Source organism: Bradyrhizobium vignae, from assembly GCF_004114425.1.
Lineage (GTDB): Bacteria > Pseudomonadota > Alphaproteobacteria > Rhizobiales > Xanthobacteraceae > Bradyrhizobium > Bradyrhizobium vignae.
In genome coordinates, this window is the sequence record NZ_RDQF01000018.1 from 24990 (window position 1) to 42369 (window position 17380).

The 17380-nt window shown below is 58.6% G+C and carries 13 protein-coding genes; 3 read left to right on the top strand and 10 right to left on the bottom strand.

Annotated features, from left to right (window positions below):
- Nucleotides 1-8 precede the first annotated feature (8 nt).
- The 5 genes from EAV90_RS17370 to EAV90_RS17390 form a co-directional block, all read right to left on the bottom strand.
- Nucleotides 9-1385: an ABC transporter ATP-binding protein gene (locus tag EAV90_RS17370; protein ID WP_129144137.1), complete on the bottom strand. Its 1377-nt coding sequence runs from the start codon at nucleotides 1383-1385 to the stop codon at nucleotides 9-11.
- Nucleotides 1325-2188: an ABC transporter permease gene (locus EAV90_RS17375; protein WP_129144138.1), complete on the bottom strand. Its 864-nt coding sequence runs from the start codon at nucleotides 2186-2188 to the stop codon at nucleotides 1325-1327. The genes EAV90_RS17370 and EAV90_RS17375 overlap by 61 nt, the downstream gene beginning before the upstream one ends.
- A gap of 153 nt (nucleotides 2189-2341) precedes the next feature.
- Nucleotides 2342-3322 (bottom strand): UDP-glucose 4-epimerase GalE, encoded by a 981-nt coding sequence (galE, locus tag EAV90_RS17380; RefSeq protein ID WP_129144139.1) that lies wholly within the window; start codon nucleotides 3320-3322, stop codon nucleotides 2342-2344.
- A 115-nt stretch (nucleotides 3323-3437) separates the two neighbouring features.
- A complete protein-coding gene (gene nusG, locus EAV90_RS17385; protein WP_129144140.1) occupies nucleotides 3438-3947 on the bottom strand; it encodes a transcription termination/antitermination protein NusG in 510 nt (169 codons plus the stop codon).
- Nucleotides 3944-4588 (bottom strand): winged helix-turn-helix transcriptional regulator, encoded by a 645-nt coding sequence (locus EAV90_RS17390; protein ID WP_245509548.1) that lies wholly within the window; start codon nucleotides 4586-4588, stop codon nucleotides 3944-3946. Before EAV90_RS17390 ends, nusG begins: the two co-directional genes overlap by 4 nt.
- A gap of 516 nt (nucleotides 4589-5104) precedes the next feature.
- On the opposite strand from EAV90_RS17390, the gene EAV90_RS17395 reads away from it, so the two are divergent.
- Nucleotides 5105-6238: a glycosyltransferase family 4 protein gene (locus EAV90_RS17395; RefSeq protein ID WP_347338808.1), complete on the top strand. Its 1134-nt coding sequence runs from the start codon at nucleotides 5105-5107 to the stop codon at nucleotides 6236-6238.
- Between the two features lie 196 nt (nucleotides 6239-6434).
- Here the strand turns inward: EAV90_RS17395 and EAV90_RS17400 are convergent, their stop codons facing one another.
- Nucleotides 6435-9392 carry a M10 family metallopeptidase C-terminal domain-containing protein gene (locus EAV90_RS17400; RefSeq protein ID WP_245509549.1) on the bottom strand — a complete coding sequence of 986 codons (2958 nt, stop codon included), beginning with the start codon at nucleotides 9390-9392 and terminating at the stop codon, nucleotides 6435-6437.
- 194 nt (nucleotides 9393-9586) lie between these two features.
- On the opposite strand from EAV90_RS17400, the gene EAV90_RS17405 reads away from it, so the two are divergent.
- On the top strand, nucleotides 9587-9901 hold the full coding sequence (locus tag EAV90_RS17405) for a hypothetical protein (RefSeq protein ID WP_129144143.1): 315 nt from the start codon (nucleotides 9587-9589) through the stop codon (nucleotides 9899-9901).
- A gap of 232 nt (nucleotides 9902-10133) precedes the next feature.
- On the opposite strand, the gene EAV90_RS17410 is transcribed toward EAV90_RS17405, so the two are convergent.
- Complete coding sequence (locus EAV90_RS17410) at nucleotides 10134-12035, bottom strand: polysaccharide biosynthesis protein (protein ID WP_129144144.1); 1902 nt, start codon at nucleotides 12033-12035, stop codon at nucleotides 10134-10136.
- Between the two features lie 689 nt (nucleotides 12036-12724).
- Here EAV90_RS17410 and EAV90_RS17415 point away from each other — a divergent pair.
- Entirely contained in the window at nucleotides 12725-13918 is a 1194-nt protein-coding gene (locus EAV90_RS17415) for a CaiB/BaiF CoA transferase family protein (protein WP_129144145.1), read from the top strand.
- A gap of 132 nt (nucleotides 13919-14050) precedes the next feature.
- On the opposite strand, the gene EAV90_RS17420 is transcribed toward EAV90_RS17415, so the two are convergent.
- The 3 genes from EAV90_RS17420 to EAV90_RS17430 form a co-directional block, all read right to left on the bottom strand.
- Nucleotides 14051-15568: a tripartite tricarboxylate transporter permease gene (locus EAV90_RS17420; RefSeq protein ID WP_129144146.1), complete on the bottom strand. Its 1518-nt coding sequence runs from the start codon at nucleotides 15566-15568 to the stop codon at nucleotides 14051-14053.
- A gap of 13 nt (nucleotides 15569-15581) precedes the next feature.
- Nucleotides 15582-16124: a tripartite tricarboxylate transporter TctB family protein gene (locus tag EAV90_RS17425; protein WP_162500196.1), complete on the bottom strand. Its 543-nt coding sequence runs from the start codon at nucleotides 16122-16124 to the stop codon at nucleotides 15582-15584.
- 239 nt (nucleotides 16125-16363) lie between these two features.
- Nucleotides 16364-17338, bottom strand: coding sequence for a tripartite tricarboxylate transporter substrate binding protein (locus EAV90_RS17430; protein ID WP_129144204.1), 975 nt, complete (start codon nucleotides 17336-17338; stop codon nucleotides 16364-16366).
- Nucleotides 17339-17380 lie beyond the last annotated feature (42 nt).

Here is a 17380-nt window from a genome sequence, read left to right on the forward strand (position 1 = left end):
ACAGTGGATTACGCACGGGTTACGTTCCATTCCATTGCGGGGCGAACCGGGCCCGGAATTTCTTTGAATATGCCGGAGGCCTTGCTTTCCGTAACGCGAAAGCCCAAAGCATGTTGAACATAAAAATGGATATTCAGGGGATTGACCGACGTCAACGCAACCCCGATGAGGAAGAATCCAATATTGAGCAATCCTCGCGGAATTGACATCGTGGAGTTGTACACACCGGGCGCCAGTTCCGAATTTTGGGGGGGAGAGCTTACAAATACGTACTGATCCTGCAGAAACACGTGAAAATTCGGCATCAGAACATAGCCCGGCTTCAGCACCTCGAATGTCATTTCGACGGTAATCAGTGAATTCCTATCGATGATCTTGGGGTCACCAATGCCATCGACCAGTAATCGTGCACTGCAGAGTCTTGCAACATCGTCGCCGGGCCTCGTCATGTCCTCGGGAAAGCTCACCGAAGAGCTGGGACCAATCTCGCCCTTCGAGCCGAGATCCGTACCATCTGAAGATGAAGATTCGGCTCGCGCCAGCCGTTTTGCCCGCTCAGTCATCGCGGCCGCGTGGACGCTTTCATAATATTGGTCGCATATCTCGTCCGCCGGACCAAACGCAACGATTCGGCCCGCCTCCATCAGGACGGCTTTGTTGCACATCGCTTTGATGATCCTGTCTGAGTGGCTCGCCAGAACCATGATAGGGCTTCGTCCGATGAAGTCCTTCATGCGCGCTTCCGCGCGCTCTGCGAAGCGAAGGTCCCCAGTGCCAAAGCCCTCGTCCATCAAGATCACGCCAGGATCGAGCGAGGTCACCAGCGCGAAGCCCAGGCGCATTTGCATTCCGCTGGAGTAGGTGCGAACCGGCAGCGAAAGATATTCGCCGAGCTCGCAGAACTCCTCGATCTCCGGAATTTTTGCTTCGATCTCACGCCTCGTCATCCCGATCAGCATTCCCGACGTGATGATGTTCTCATAACCGGTATCTTCACCATCGAGCCCAGGCATAGCATCGAACAGCGGCGTCACGCGGCCCTCGACCCTGACAGTCCCCGATACCGGCTGGTAGATACCAGCCATCAGCTTCAACAGAGTCGATTTGCCGGCTCCGTTGTGACCGACTAAGCCCACACGATCGCCGTCGCGCAGCGTCAGTGAAATGTCACTGAGGGCCTTCACGGTTATCCGGTCATTGTCCTCGTGCTCGATCGAACCGCCCGTCGCGCGTCCGAAAATCGCCTTGCGAAGACTCCGCTGCTGCGCACCATAAATGGGAAAATGGGCATTCACATTTTCAAGAATAACGGCCGCCACTTCGCTCAACTCCAATAAGCGATGCGCTTGCGGAAGCGCCTGAACACCAAATAGGTCAACCACCATCCCCCGATCGCCATCGCGATCATCACTCCGTAGCTAATGGCTTCAGGCACCCTTCCGACCAGCGGGGCCCGAACGACGTCGAGGACATGATAGAGGGGGTTCAAGTCTACGAAGACAATGCGCCTTCCCCCAGTCAGCGTGTCGGCAGGCCAGAACAACGGAGTGATCAACATCGAAATCTGTATGGCGCTGGAGACCAATTGCGGCACGTCACGAAATCGCAGGCAAACCAGCCCAAGAAACAGGGAAATCCAAACCCCGTTCAAGATCACGAGCGCAAGTCCTGGAAAAACCAGCAGAAGCGTGAAACTGAAAAGCGACGGTTTGAGCGCCAGGACGATCACGAAATAGACGGCGAAGTTGTGCAGGAGCACGAGGAAATTTCGCCAGACCAGCGCATAAGCGAGGATCGAGTAATCGAACCTAATGTTGCGGAACAATACCTGCCCCGCGATGAACATATTGCATGATTCCATCGCGATCGAAGAGACCAGCATCCAAACAACCATGCCGCTGACCAGAAACGGCAAGTATTCATAGATGTCCTGGTGCCACAGAGCCGCGCCGACGGATCCGACACTCAACGTATAGATCGCAAGTGTAATAGATGTCCAAAACGGCCCAATCGTAGTTCGTCGATAACGCCTTTTCACATCAAGCCAGCCAAGCCGGCCCCACAGTTCTCGTTTGGCGAGTCCGCGCAACAAATCTTCGGCTGCCGTGGTATCCAGCGAGCGCAGGCCTACGTCGGAATCCTTGATGCCCCCGATCACGTTTTCAATATGCGTCAAAACGATTGTCATATTCGGCTCCGCCGTCGTGCCAGTTAGGTCGCGATTGTCGCATGCTGGTTCTCTATCGCCAGCCAAATCCACTCCATTTCACGACAATGCAAAATGTCGGGTTAATGTGGATCGCGCGACCGTGCGGCGCGATTATCTTCACTGTCACAGATGTCATTGGAGGTTTAACTTCCGTTCCCATGCGAGCGCATGCGCGACCACGGTATCGAGATCGTCGTAAGCCGGCGTCCACGACAACACTTGCCGCAGCCGCCCGCTGTCAGCGACGATGGCAGCCGGATCACCGGCACGCCTCTCGCACTGGATCGCCGCGAAGTTGCTGCCCGAGACGCGCCTGACCGCCGCGATGATTTCGCGCACTGAAGAGCCGTGCCCATAACCGCAATTCAGGGTGACGCTCGCCCCGCCGCCGCGCAGATATTCGAGCGCCTTGATGTGAGCGCTCACGAGGTCGCAGACATGGATGTAGTCGCGGATGCAGGTTCCGTCCGGCGTTGGGTAATCGGCGCCGAATATATCCATACTTTTGCGGATACCCAATGCGGTCTGGACAGCGATCTTGATTAGATGCGTTGCAGCCCGCGTCGACTGTCCTGTCCGCATCAGAGGGTCAGCTCCGGCGACGTTGAAATAGCGCAACACCACGTAGCTCAGGCCGCTCGCCGCTGCAGCATCGTGCAGCATCATCTCCGTCATGAGCTTCGACGCGCCATAGGGCGACATCGGCTGAGGCGGCGCCTCCTCTGAGACCAGTTGAGTGGCTGGATTGCCATAAACTGCAGCGGTGGATGAGAATACGAGGTGCCTGACCCCACTGCTGATGCCGGCTTTGATCAGCGCCAGCGATTTGACGGTGTTGTTAGTGTAGTAGGCTATCGGCTTTGCGACAGACTCAGGGACCACGGTCGACGCAGCAAAATGCATGATTGCGCTGATGCTATGTTTGGCAATCAGCTGCGACACTAGTTCTGCATCTCCGACATCGCCGACAACAAGTGTCGCCTGCTTCGCCACAGCCTCGCGGAAACCCGATGACAGATTGTCCAACACGATCACGCGGTGGTTCTGCTCAAGAAGCCCGTACACGACATGACTGCCGATATAACCCGCGCCGCCTGTGACCAAAACTGCCATTCGCAAAATTCCATGCTACCGCACTCCGGGTGAAACGCTCTCTACCCGGAGGCCCCCCGAAGGAAGCAGAGACGAAGCGCGGCGATCTCAAGGTGAGCCGCGCGAAAGGCCGCCTTCAGGCGGCAGTAACCAGATCCACGTCGAGATGAACGCGGACCTTGCGACCGAGCATGTCGAGCAGGATGGCAACCCTATCGTGGTCACTCATTCCAACGAACAGCCCGCCGTTGTCTGTGAAGGCGCCTGCAAGCACCCGCACCTTGTCGCCCGGCGCGAACGCCGGCTTGGCGTCCATCCTGACGAAGCCGTGCTCGTCCTCGCGCGCCCTCAGCGCGTCCAGTACGCCGCTCGGCACCGCAGCCGGCTCTTCGCCGTTGCAGACCAGATGCGACACACCTTGCGTCGACTGGATCGCCCGCCAGCGCTGCGTCGCCGTATCGATGGCCACGAACATGTACCGGGGAAACAAGGGCTTTGCGACGACGTCGACCTTGCGCGCATGGCGCCGGCGCTTCAGATAGCGCGGCAGATAGATCTCATAGCCCTGGCGCAGCAGGCTATGCGCGGCCCTCGACTCGCTGTTCACCTGGGTCTGCACCACATACCACCGCACGGCCTTGCTCACTGCGCGCCCTCCGCAAATTCGCCTCTCTCGCGCAAGCCCAACAGCCCCGGAGCGAGCACGCGCTCCGCTCCGCGCACTGCTGCCGCCGCGTTGTAGGATGAGCTGGCGTTCGCGACGTCGGTAACGATGACGGCGTCGAACGCGTCCTTCACCTCTTCGAAAGACCTATAGACATTGACACCGACAAAGCGCGCAATCTCACTTGCAGGATCGACGACCGCAACGACAGCCACGCCCGCCTCGACCGCGCAGAGGATCGCAATTTCGGCCAAGTCCGATTGACCCGCGAGGGCTACGCGCGAAAAGCCTCTTCTTTTGGCCTGATCGAGTACGCGCGCGCAATCGCTCTTGGCAAGCCGAAAGAATGAAAATGAATGGGATAAGTATTGAACAGTCAGACGCGACTTCTCGGCAAAACCCTGCGGCGTCAGGTAATAAGCATAGCGGCGCGCTGGTGCGTCATGGACTTTGACCAACCCCTTCTTGATGCAACGCCTAAGGTAAGCGTTCACAAGACCCAGCGCGATGCCGAGCTCCGCGGCCATGCGGCGCTGCGATCGCGCTCCATCACTCTCAACAGAGCTCAGCACACCAAGAACAATCCGTTCGCTCTCATGCTCCGTGTTCAGCAAATGACCCAACCCGCGTTCGCCAGTCTCTAGTAGATCCCTTACAGCGTTCACGCAATGAACGTCAAGAGTTTTGTTCACACGATGAACGCGATAAGTCATTGAAAGGGCTTGGCTTAGTAATCTGAGACATACAGTTTTCAGACTTGGAGTGGAGGAAGAGTTGACGCTACTAGCGGCGGCGTCCGAGACCTACAAGTTCCGCCTATCGGACCTGGCCTAAGTCGCGCTAGATTGGTGCCGTCGACATCAAAGATTGGCACATAGGGAACAGGTTTCCGTTGGGTGAAACCGCTTAGAATTAATCTCATAAGCCTTTCTTCGAAAGTACGACGCCTTCGGCACTCAGATTAATCTGGATAGAACGACAGGATTGAGATTAGTTGCGTTGCAACCCTAATCGCGGAAATGAAAATACCGTCCCTTACGACGCCATGCGACGGGCTAAAGCATCACCATGCTCCTTCCGCGAGGCACTTCCATAACGCTCTGCCAGCATCTGCCGTAGTTCACATGAGTTCTGTCAGTATGGGGAAGCGACGGATACTGTACGTCGCGAATGTAGATTTTGCCTTTCTCCATCGATTACCGATGGCTCGGGCGGCGAAGAGAGCAGGGTTCGAAGTTCACGTCGCAACACGGACCGAGGGGCTCAAACAAGCGATCGAAGCTGAGGACTTTATCGTCCACGAGATTCCATTCCGTCGTGGATTATCTCCGATCTCGGGAATACGTACAATTTTGGCTCTCCGACACCTTGAACGCGTGGTAGGGCCGGACATCATTCATTGCGCTGGCATGCAATCTTGCGTTTACGAGTCGCTCACCATGGGCACTCGCAGGGTATCGCAAATAAACGCGATCACGGGCTTAGGATATGTCTTCACGTCGAGTACATGGAAGAGTCGAATATTAAGGACAATTATCCGCCGAATTTTGCCTCGGCTACTCAATCGCAACGCCAGCGTCGTGCTTGTTGAGAATCTCGATGATCAGAGAGATCTCGTAGCCCTAGGAGTGGACCAAGAGCGGATCGTCCACATTCCCGGATCCGGAGTTGACACGGATCGTTTTCAACCTTTGCCTGAACCTAAAGGACCTATCACTTTTGGGTTTGCTGGGCGCTTGTTAGCAGACAAAGGAATTCGCGCCTTGGTTTCTGCACACGGCATTCTGAGAGAACAAGGTCACGACTTTCGACTGTTAATTGCCGGAAAGCCTGATCCCGCTAATCCCGCGTCGATCCCTCTCGAGGAAGTTGAAGACTGGGCCCAACGTCCAGGAATTACCTGGCTTGGACATCTCAGCGATATCGTCTTGCTCTGGACGCGTTGTCATTTCGCAGTGCTACCGTCGCACCGCGAGGGCCTCCCGGTCAGCTTACTGGAGGCAGCCGCGTGCGGTCGAGCAATGGTAGCCACAGATGCTCCTGGATGCCGAGAGATCGTCATTCAAGACGAGACAGGTCTTCTGGTCCCTGTCGAAAACGTCAAAGAGCTAGCGAATGCTCTTCTGAGCCTAGCAGTTTCCTCAGAGCTCCGCGATCGGTACGGTCGGGCAGCCCGCGACCTGGTCGTGCGAAGGCTTTCGGCTAAAATCGTCGGAGCGGCGATCATTGATCTTTATAATAGGCTAGCGCCGGCACGCGTCAGCCGCCCCTAGCCTCTTGCATTGCGGCGAGCCACGACGACGCGAGTCGCTACCGGCAGGCAGTAGAAACATCGATATTCATCACACACAAAAACGCAAGCTAAGCTATGTCGGAGCGTCCGATTGTGTCGTCTCAGAGCTTCAAATCGCGACCGTCCGAGTCGACGGGCTACTTCTGGCACTGTCCACAGGGCTGGCTCGCTACACTTCACGCGAGCAAGTCGTGAGCACCGAAACTTATCAGATGATTAAAATGGCCTGGAAGCATATCAGCGATTTTCGTGTCGATCTGCGTCACGGCTTCTAGCACAGGATTGAATGGGCCGAACGAAGACACCTTTGCGCCAGCACTGTCTGAATTAAGCTGCTCACCTAAAAGTACGACAGGAACGTGCTCAAAGCTGTTGAATTCGGCGACCGTAGGACCGAACACAAAAGAGTCTTTTGCCGCCATTGCAATGGTTGAATTGGCAACAGGAGAGCTTGTTGCTGACATCCCAACAACACCATCGCTGTTCAAATCCTGATGGAATGTAGTTTCGTACGATTGCAGCGCCGTGCTCCCGCCGGAAACGAAACTGAGGAGATTCGCGATGTAGTTGCCGTTCGAGTCGGTGCTCCAAATGTTGTATTGGCCCGTGCTCGCATTCTTCCAGGCCACATCATAACCACCACCAGCCTGCTCCGCCGCGATCGGCGCCCATCCCGCCCACATGTCAATCGTGACAGGCGCGCTCGAGAACATGAGCTTGGGCCCTACTCCGCCTGCCACAGGATTGAGGAAGTACTCGTTTCCAACTTGAACAAGGCTCGTCGAGCCCGCTGCCTCGATCGTAATCGCGGGTACACCAATCAAACCGTCGCCATTGAGATCCTGATGGAACGTAGTCTCATAGGATTTCAGCGCCGTGTTCGTCCCAGACACAAAACTAAGGAGGTTCGCTGCGTAATTGACATTGGAGTCGGTGCTCCAGATGTTGTATTGGCCCGTGCTCACATTCTTCCAGGCCACGTCATAACCACCACCGGTCTGCTCTGCCCCGATCGGCGCCCATCCCGCCCACATGCCGACCGTCACCGGCGCGCCCGAAAACATGAGCTTGGACCCTACTCCGCCTGCCACAGGATTGAGGAAGTATTCATTCCCAACTTGGACAAGGGTCGTCGAGCCCGCTGCTTCGATCGTAATCGCGGGTACACCAATCATACCGTCGCCATTGAGATCCTGGTGGAATGTGGTCTCATAGGATTCCAATGCCGTGTTCGTCCCAGACACAAAACTAAGGAGGTTCGTTGCGTAATTGCCATTCGAGTCGGTGCTCCAAATGTTGTACTGGCCCGTGCTCGAATTCTTCCAGGCCACATCGTACCCACTACCCGTTTGCTCCGCCCCGATCGGGGCCCAATCAGTCCACATGTCGACCGTGACCGGCGCCCCCGAAAACGTGAGCTCGGGCCCGGTTCCGCCTGCCACGGGATTGAGGAAATAGTTATTCCCGACTTCGACCAAGGTCGTTGAGCCGGCTGACTCGATCGCTATCGTCGGCACACCAAGTGCGCCGTCGCCATTCAGGTCCTGGTGGAAGAGTAGTTCATACGATTCCAGCGCGGGGCTGGCACCCGAGGAAAAACTCAATAGATTCGTAACGTAGTTGCCATTCGAGTCGGTGCTCCAGATGTTGTACTGGCCCGTGCTCGCATTCTTCCAGGCCACATCGTACCCACTACCCGTTTGCTCCGCCCCGATCGGGGCCCAGCCCGCCCACATGTCGACCGCGACGGGCGCGCCGCTATATTTCAGCTGCGGTCCTGTTCCGCCGGCAACAGGGTTCAATGAGTAACTGGTCCCGACCTGCACCAAACTCGTCGTTCCAAGCGCCTCGATCACTATTGGCGACACGAACGTGGAGCTGGCGACCGTGCCATCTCCAAACTGGAAATACTCGACGCCGGTGACGGTATCAGTGCCGTCTGGCGAGCCGTTGCGCAGATCGGTCAGCGTGAACGTCTGTGTCGTCGCGTTGGACGAGATCGCGTAGCTCGCCCGGCTGCCCGAATACACTGCGCTATCCGTACCCGGGCCGCCGATGATGGTGTCGTTGCCGCCACCGCCGGTGATCGTATCATTGCCTGCGCCGCCGTTCAGCACGTTGGCGATGGCGTTGCCGATGATCGTGTCGTTGCCGGACCCGCCGGTGGCGTTGTCGATGTAGGAGCGGGCGTCGCCATTATAGAGATAGGCGTTGTAGACGTTGCCCGATGCGTAATGGCCGTCGCCGAGATAGGCCAGTTGAACGGAGGAGAATACCGACGACGCACCGGGGTTGAGATTGATACTTAGGTTCGTTGTGTAGTTCGACAGATCGTAGGTATCGATGCCGCCGCCGTCCCAGATCGTCTCGTAGATTCGATTGGCCGAGCCGCCGGCGCCGCCGCCCGGCGCGAGCTGGCCGACGCCGTTGATGAACTCCTGCCCCGTGGTCGGGCTCCAGGTGTAGACCGTGTTGCCGCTCTGGGTGTTGAAGTTCGCGCCGTACATCGTCTGCAGCGCTAGGATATCGTTGGCCATGTAGGTCTGCGGATATCCGTACGATTCATTGGTGTAGCCGCTCGTGGTCGACGCACCGACATAGCTGCGATAGCTCATGACGGTGTATTCGCTGTCGTCATGCGCGCTCGGCACCGCGACGTTGGCGGGGCCGCCGGTCTCCTGGCTGTGCTTGAGGCCGAGCGAGTGGCCGAGCTCGTGCAGCGCGGTCGTGAAATAGTAATTGCCGAGCTTCGCCTGCGTGTAATCGTATTGGGTCCCGAACCAGACGTCGCCACCAGCCGCATAGTTGCCGGGATAATAGGCGTATGAGGTCGGATTAGCCGCCGGCGACTGCGCGATCATGATGTCGGCGCCGTTTGTGCCCGCGTACTGGATTTTGGCGTTGGTGTAGCTGTTGATCAGCCCGATCGCGTAGTTGATCGCCGCCTGCATCTGGCTGGGAGCCGAGGTGAAACCCGTCGAGGTCGGTTCGCTGCTGCCGCCGTAGTATGGATTGGAGTAGTCGCTGGGCGAATCGGGAAAGCTGTAACTGATCGTGCCGGTCCACTTGGAGCCCGACAGCAGGCCGTCGATCTCAGCATTGTTGGTGGCACTGACATTAACGGCGGTGGCCAATGAACTCTCCGGAGCAATGCATCGCGCGCGATTCGCCGTGCAGGTGTATCATTTTAGCAAGAGAGTTATGTTTGGTTTAAATTGGGCGCCGGGCTGTCAGCCGGACCGTAACGCCCTGTTAGCCAACAATCCGTAGTGATACGGATCAGCGGCGGCATTCGGTTCGGCGGCTGGTCTGTTCCATAAAGGAAACCATGAAACTGGGTCCACTTTCGGCCGGTCTGATCGGAGCCTTGGCGATGCTCGCCGGGCCGGACCGTCTGCCCATCGGAGAACAGCCTGTCATGGCCTCGAAAGCCAATGCGGACGAAAGCGGCAAGGGAAACAGCAAGGTGGGTCGCGCCCCCTCCATGCCAATGGCCCGCGATCCTGCCGTCGCGGTGGCCGAGGAATACGCAGCCGCCCGCCAGAAGGGAACGCGGGAGGCCTTTGAACTCTTCATAGCGCGTCACGGCGACCATCCTCTGGCCGAAGAGGCGCGCTCCCAGCTGAGACGATTCTCACGCTAGCTTGCTAGTCCCAATCAGATTTCCAAACGCTCGCCGAAGCTGGCGGTCCGGAGACTAACATTGAGCAACCGCAACCTATGACGGAAGCCTCACGTGGCCTCCTAAGTTGCGACTTTGCCAGCTTAGAGGCGCAACGCGGCGGTCGGTCTATATTAGCTCCAGATAGCAGCTATGCCGCTACACAAAGTGGCCCGGCTCAAGGGTTCCAGCGCCTACCCACACGAGAGTATCATTACGCTGCGTCAGATCCAAACTCGGGAATAGCTTCATGCAACACTGCCAAGATGGCATTCCTATCAACTCTGGCCGCTGCACGGTCAAGTGCTTCCAACCACCGTTTCACCTGCAAAGTGGAAGGCTGATTAGGTTTAGCTGCCATAATGCCGTCGATTCCGATGTCGACGGGTGGCTCTTCGTGCGCAAACAGCTTTTCATTCAGTCTTTCCCCTGGTCTCATTCCAGTAAACGCGATCTCAATATCTCTACCGGGCTCGAGGCCTGACAGCCTTATCATGCGCTCAGCCAAATCGACTATCCTGACCGGCTGTCCCATATTTAACACGTAGACCGAGGCCTCACGGTTGCCGGACGCGACGGCGTGAGACGCAGCGGTGATGACTAAGTCACACGCTTCGCGAATGGTCATAAAATAGCGAAGCATATCGGGATGCGTAACTGTCACCGGGCCCCCAGCGTCGATCTGAGCTTTAAACTTCGGAACGACCGATCCATTCGAGGCTAACACGTTTCCGAAGCGCACGGAGATGAGCCGTGGGGTATCAGACCCGGAACACCGGATGTCGTGATCGAGCGCCTGACAGTACATCTCAGCAAATCGCTTTGTGAGACCCAGCATCGAAACCGGCTCAATCGCCTTGTCTGTGGAGATCAACACCATTGCTTGAGCGCTCGACGCCACAGATGCATCCGCAACATTGATCGACCCAAGCACGTTTGTCTTTACGCCTTCGCTCCAATCGCGTTCGAGAAGTGGGACGTGCTTCAAGGCGGCAGCGTGGAAAACAATGTCAGGCTTAAATTCTTGCAAGAGCTGGAATATACGACTCCGATCGCGTACGTCTGCTATTCTCCCCTCTACATTCGCTTGAGGAAACCGCGTAGATAGCGCCTCGATTATGCTATGTAGTGCAGGCTCAGAATTATCGATCACTAGAACACGATCTGCTCCATGCAGAATGACACGTTCGCATATCTCAGACCCAATTGATCCAGCTCCGCCAGTAACGAGGATTGCTCTTCCCTTGACCAGCTGCTCGATACGGCTGCGGTCAATTGCCTGCGTCGCGCGAAGTAATAAATCCTCAATTGCGATGGGCCTTAACTGAGGCGTCTCCTCGCCATCTAAAGATGGCAGACGGCTTACGACCAGCCCGAGTTTCCGCGCTTGAACTAAAACTCTCTCTGGATGTGCATCGGCCTCAAATGCAGAAGCCCCCATTACGAGCCGTGCAATCGGCCAATGGCGATCTGCAAAATCTCGAACCACGTCCTGCAGATCTTCTAACCCACCTAGCACCGGGATATTGCGAACAAGTTGTCCCCGATCGGCACGCGATGGAGACAATAGTCCAACCGGCCAAATGGCCCTCACTGAACCATTTTCGATCGCGCGGAGAAGAACTTCCAGGTCCGCTGCGCGACCGACCATCAAAGCTGGCGCCGCGTTTCTTTCGCGTGCATGATGCAACGTACGAGTGTACCGGAAATAGCGGTAGGCGAACCGCGATGCACTCAGCAAGAACACCTGGAAAAACCAATACAGTATGATCGTCACTTTACCTAAGAAGAACGCCCCATAGATGTTGGGCGCTAAGAAGATGTAGTCCAGCGCGACAAGGGCAACGGTGAGAACCGTAGCCGCACGAAGAACGTTAAATGCATCCGGCAGAGAAAAGAAGCGCCACTTAGTTGTCGTCAGATTGAACAAGTAACAGACAACTACGCTTAGGGCGACAAAGAATGGCAGAATTCGAACCAGCACAGGTAGACGCTCGAGGAGCGCGTCGCTTTCGAAGCGAAGATAAAAGCTGGCGAGCACTGCCGCCGTTGTCGCAAGTGCGTCGTGCACCGCAATGAGAAGATTACGACGAGTGAGACTCGACAGAGGCGTCATTCGACAAGGTTCTCCAATCCAATATTCCCCAGTACCTGTGTATCCAGAATAGAAATACTCCTAAACGTCCCCGCAGGCATCTGCTGCCCAAGGTCCGCAAAAGGAACGCCAGCGTCGACGGATAGCATGCCTAAACGTGCAGCCACAGCGACAATAATGCAATTGCAACAGACGAGTTCGCAGGGTTTGCAGCAAACGTCAGCACACTCAAAATCAGCGACCGATTGCCCACTTTACTTGCGTCGACAACTTGATGCTGCTGGGTACACAATCGGCCGGCGACAGTCCACGCCGCCAACATCATGATTGGATGCTGCCGATCAAGAGGAAGACCGCAAGCAACGATAGAAGGCAACATAGCTCATCTTGAGGATCGTTACTCTACCTTCAAGAAGAGTGGCAAACCTCGTATCCATTCATCAACTTGGCAGCAAGTCAACTGTGCGTCGGATTGCCAGGCAACGAGGAAGTCAGATTCGAAGCTCAGGAACGTGACCCGACCAAGCAAGATTGCAGTGACGTCCTTCTGTCAGAGCTGGTGGTGCTCCCTGCGACACACAAGCTTTGCCAAGGCGAAATACCGCATCGCCGCGATTGCGCCGTCACTCGCCGCGGTCACGTCCCTGCACAAGCTTCCCAGCTGTGCATTTGACTACTAAGCTAGGAATCCATCATCTGGAGCAATCAAGATGCCTTCTCCGCATGCCTCGGAAGCCCTGTCGCGCTTCACCGTGCTCGATCTGACCCGTGTTCGCTCCGGGCCGACCTGCGTGCGGCAGCTCGCGGACTGGGGCGCCAACGTCGTCAAGATCGATGCGCTGACCGAGGATGCGGGCGGCGAGCAGCCGGGTGGGCCGCGTCAGGGTTCCGACTTCCAGAATTTGCACCGCAACAAGCGGGCCATGACGCTGAACCTGAAGGACGAGCGCGGGCTCGCCGTGTTCAAGCGCCTCGTCGCCAAGGCCGACGTCGTGGTCGAGAATTTCCGTCCCGACGTGAAGAAGAAGCTCGGCATCGATTATGACAGCCTCGCCACGATCAACCCGCGCATCGTCTACGGCAGCATCTCCGGCTTCGGCCAGGATGGCCCCTACCACAAGCGGCCGGGCTTCGATCAGATCGCACAAGGCATGGGCGGGCTGATGTCGATCACCGGCGCGCCGGGCGAAGGCCCGATGCGGGTCGGCATTCCCGTCGCCGACCTCAGCGCCGGCCTGTTCTGCGCCATGGGCATCCTCACCGCGCTGCTCGAACGCGAGGTCTCGGGCAAAGGCCAGTGGGTGCAGACCTCGCTGCTGCAGGCGCAAATATTCATGCTCGACTTCCAGGCCGCGCGCTGGCTGATGGAGAAGGAGGTGGCCAAACAGGCCGGCAACAACCATCCGACCAGCATTCCGACGGGCGTGTTCAAGACCTCCGACGGGTACATCAACATCGCCACCACCGGCGGGCGGATCTGGGAGCGCTGTGCGCAGGCGATCGGCGCGCCGGAGCTCGTCAGCAATCCCGACTACGCGACCGCGCCGGCACGCTCGAAGAACCGCGATGCGCTCAACGCCGAGATCGAGCGGCACACCATGACGAAGTCGACCGAGAGCTGGGTCCGCGAACTCAACGAGGCCGGCGTGCCCTGCGGGCCGATCTACGCCATCGACCAGATGTTCGAGGACGCCCAGGTCAAGCATCTCGGCATCGCGCAGGACGTGCCCAACGAAGAAGGCCGGCACATCCGCCTGGTCGGCCAGCCCGTGACGCTGTCGCGCACGCCGAGCAGGATGGTGGCGCGGCCGCCGGAATTCGGCGAGCAGACCGAGGAGGTGCTGAAGGAGTTCGGCTTCAGTGCGGACGAGATCGCAAGGCTCCGCGACGCCAAGGTGCTGTGAACCTCACACGCACCGTCTCCAACGACAAAGCCCGGCGCGAGCCGGGCTTTGCTTCCAAGCCGAGGTAGTGTGCCGACCGAAACGCCACCACACAGCTAAGCTATTGATATCAGGATGGATTACTCCGAAATCCTATGCGGATGTCGCCCTGGTCCCATGTGTGAACCCGACGCGTCCCAGCAAACTGTCGATCGCCGGCCAGAACAGCAGCAGAATCGCCAGCGTCGTGATCGAGCCGACCAGGCCGTTCGACCAGAACACCTTCAAAGTCCCGCCCGAACCGATCATCGACAGGCGAAACGCATCCTCGGCACGGTTGCCGAGCACGAGCGCCAGCGTGAACGGCGCCAGCGGAATGCCGATCTTCTTGAAGACGTAGCCGACGACGCCGAAGCCCAGCATCAGCCAGATGTCGAACATCGCGTTCTGAATCGCATAGGCGCCGATCGCGCAGGACACCACGATCATCGGCGCGACCGCGGCGAACGGCACCCGCAGGATTGAGGCGAAGATCGGCACCGTCGTCAGCACCAGCACGAGGCCGACGACGTTGCCGAGGTACATCGAGGCGATCAGGCCCCAGACGAAGTCCTTATGCTCGACGAACAGCAGCGGACCCGGATTGAGCCCCCACACCATCAGGCCGCCAAGCAGGATCGCGGCGGTGCCCGAGCCGGGAATGCCGAGCGCCAGCATCGGCAGCAGCGCCGAGGTACCGGAGGCATGCGCCGCCGTCTCCGGCGCGAACACGCCCTCGATGCGCCCCTTGCCGAAGCTTTCGGGCTCCTTGGCGAAGCGCTTTGCCAGATTGTAGCCCATGAAAGACGCCGCGATCGCGCCTCCGGGGGTGATGCCGAGCCAGCAGCCGATGAAGGAGGAGCGCAGCAGCGTCACCCAGTATTTCGGCAGGTCCTTCCAGACGCCGAGCACGACGCGGAGCGAGATGCTGGCCGCGTGTCCCCGCAACGCCAGCCGCTCCTCCATCGTCAGCAGGATCTCGCTGATGCCGAACAGGCCGATGACGGCGACCAGGAAGTTGATGCCGCGGAGCAGCTCCGGCGAGCCGAAGGTCATGCGCAGATTACCGGACACCGTATCCATGCCGATGCCGGCGAGCAGCAGGCCCAGCGACATCGAGATGACGGTCTTGTGCTTGGCCTCGCGCCCGAGACCAACGAAGGAGCAGAAGGTCAAGAGATACACCGCGAAGAACTCGGGCGGGCCGAACTTCAGCGCGAAGGACGAGATCATCGGTGCGAGGAAGGTGATCAGGAGCACCGCGACCAGCGAGCCGATGAAGGAGGACGTGAACGCAGCCGTCAACGCCTCCGCCGCCCTGCCCTGCTGGGCCATCGGATAGCCGTCGAAGGTGGTTGCGACCGACCAGGCTTCGCCGGGGATGTTGAACAGGATCGAGGTGATGGCGCCGCCGAACAGCGCGCCCCAATAAATGCAAGACAGCATCACGATCGCCGAGGTCGGATCCATCGTGAAGGTGAGCGGCAACAGGATCGCGACGCCATTGGGACCGCCGAGCCCCGGCAGCACTCCGACGAAGATGCCGAGCACGAGCCCGACCATCATCAGGACGAGCGTCTTCCAGGTGAGCAGGACGGCGAAGCCGTGAAGCAGGAGACCGAGAGCTTCCATCGCGTGCGCCCGCCTAGCGGCCGAGGGCCGCTTCGAGCGGTCCCTTCGGCATGATGACGTCGAAGGCGATATCGAAGGTGACGAACATGATCGCCGTGAACACGAAAGCTGTGAGCAGCGACTTCCACAGCGCGATCTTTCCGACGAGCCGCATGAATCCCGCGATCAGGAGGAAGCTCGCGACATAGAGGCCGAGGAACTGCGTCACCACGCAGAACAGCAGCGTCGGCACGAACACCGCCATGACGCGGCGGGCCTGCGCGTGCGTGACGAAGGTCTCGCGCGAGGAGCGCCGGGCGAGGAACGCCGAGATCAGGCCGTAGAGGCTGCCGGCGCCGAGGATGACCGAGAGATAGAACGGGAAATAACCGGGCTCGGGCCCGGTCGCATCCCAGGACGCGCCGGTGCGCCAATTGTCGTAGCCGAGCGTGATGGCGAGCGCGAGCAGCAGGAGACAGACGACGATCTCGATCGTGCCGGAGGCGACGATGGAGGGCGAGTCGTCTTCGGGCGCGGTTGGATCGTCGACGACGATTTCGATATCGGTTTGGGACATGGGCGAACAACAAACGCTGCGGCTGATCCCTCTCCCGCTTGCAAGGGAGAGGTTAGAGTGAGGGGGAGTCTGCACGAGGACGGTGAAAGCTGGACTCGCGGAGAGTCCCCCTCACCCGGATTGCATCTTCGATGCAACATAGCCGAAGCTCCGCTTCGGCGTCCCCTTGAGAATGGCCGCCTAGGCCACCTATGCTCTCCCCGCAAGCGGTCGCAAGCGGAGAGCAGTGAAGAAGACGACTACTTCGCGACGAAACCGGCTTCCGTCATCAGCGACCTGTTCAGCGCATCATCCTCTTCGAGGAACTGCACCATATCCTTGCCGGTGAGAAAGATTGGCTTCAGCGCCTGCTTCTCCATGTAGTCCTTGTATTCGGCAGTCTGCGTTACCTTGTGGAACAGATCGACATAGAACGCCTGCTGCTCGGCCGTGACCTTGCCGGGCAGGAACATCGCGCGCAGCATCAGATACTGCACGTCGACGCCCTCCTCCTTGCAGGTCGGGATGTCGGCCCAGGACTGGGTGTCCGTCACCTTCGTCGTGTAGGAGATGCGCTCCTTGTCGAACACGCAGAGCGGACGCACCTGGCCGGCGCGCCAGACCTCGAGATTTTCGGACGGATTGTTGACGTTGGCTTCGGTGTGGTTGCCGACCAGCTGGGTCGCGGCTTCGCCACCCGACTTGTATGGCAAATAGGAGAATTTCGCGCCGGTCTTCTGCTCCAGGAATACGGTGAGCACGTGATCCTCGCGCTTGGAGCCGGTGCCGCCCATCTTGAATGGCGAACTCGCCGCCTTCGCGGCCGCGACGAATTCCTTCACCGTCTTGGGACCTGCGCGGTTGTCCCAGAGCACGAACTGGTCGAGCGCGACCACGGAGACCGGGGTCAGCTCACGCCAGTTGAACGGGATCTTCGCCGACAGCGGCAGCATGTAGATCAGGGAATAGGCGATCAGCACCTTGTTCGGATCGCCCTCGCTGGATTTCATGTACATCAGCGCTTCCGCGCCCGAGGCGCCGCCCTTGAGCGAGACGACCATCGGCTGCTTCATCAGATTGTTCTTCTGGATCGCGGCCTGCATCATCCGCGCCATCTGATCGGAGGCGCCACCGGCGCCCGCGGCGACCACGATCTCGACCGGCTTCGTCGGCTCCCAGCCGGCGAAGGCGGGAGCAGCTGCCAACAGCGCTCCTGCGCTGCAAGCGACCATCATCAGTTTTCGCACGCGTCTCTTCCCTGTGGTTCTATCGCCGAC

Bases quoted from the DNA above. Each gene is read 5' to 3' on its own strand.
- EAV90_RS17415 (WP_129144145.1), top strand. From the start codon at position 12,725: ATGCCTTCTCCGCATGCCTCGGAAGCCCTGTCGCGCTTCACCGTGCTC.
- EAV90_RS17430 (WP_129144204.1), bottom strand. From the start codon at position 17,338: ATGATGGTCGCTTGCAGCGCAGGAGCGCTGTTGGCAGCTGCTCCCGCC.
- EAV90_RS17395 (WP_347338808.1), top strand. From the start codon at position 5,105: ATGGGGAAGCGACGGATACTGTACGTCGCGAATGTAGATTTTGCCTTT.
- EAV90_RS17410 (WP_129144144.1), bottom strand. From the start codon at position 12,035: ATGACGCCTCTGTCGAGTCTCACTCGTCGTAATCTTCTCATTGCGGTG.
- galE (WP_129144139.1), bottom strand. From the start codon at position 3,322: ATGGCAGTTTTGGTCACAGGCGGCGCGGGTTATATCGGCAGTCATGTC.
- EAV90_RS17405 (WP_129144143.1), top strand. From the start codon at position 9,587: ATGAAACTGGGTCCACTTTCGGCCGGTCTGATCGGAGCCTTGGCGATG.
- EAV90_RS17370 (WP_129144137.1), bottom strand. From the start codon at position 1,385: ATGGTGGTTGACCTATTTGGTGTTCAGGCGCTTCCGCAAGCGCATCGC.
- EAV90_RS17375 (WP_129144138.1), bottom strand. From the start codon at position 2,188: ATGACAATCGTTTTGACGCATATTGAAAACGTGATCGGGGGCATCAAG.
- EAV90_RS17425 (WP_162500196.1), bottom strand. From the start codon at position 16,124: ATGTCCCAAACCGATATCGAAATCGTCGTCGACGATCCAACCGCGCCC.
- EAV90_RS17420 (WP_129144146.1), bottom strand. From the start codon at position 15,568: ATGGAAGCTCTCGGTCTCCTGCTTCACGGCTTCGCCGTCCTGCTCACC.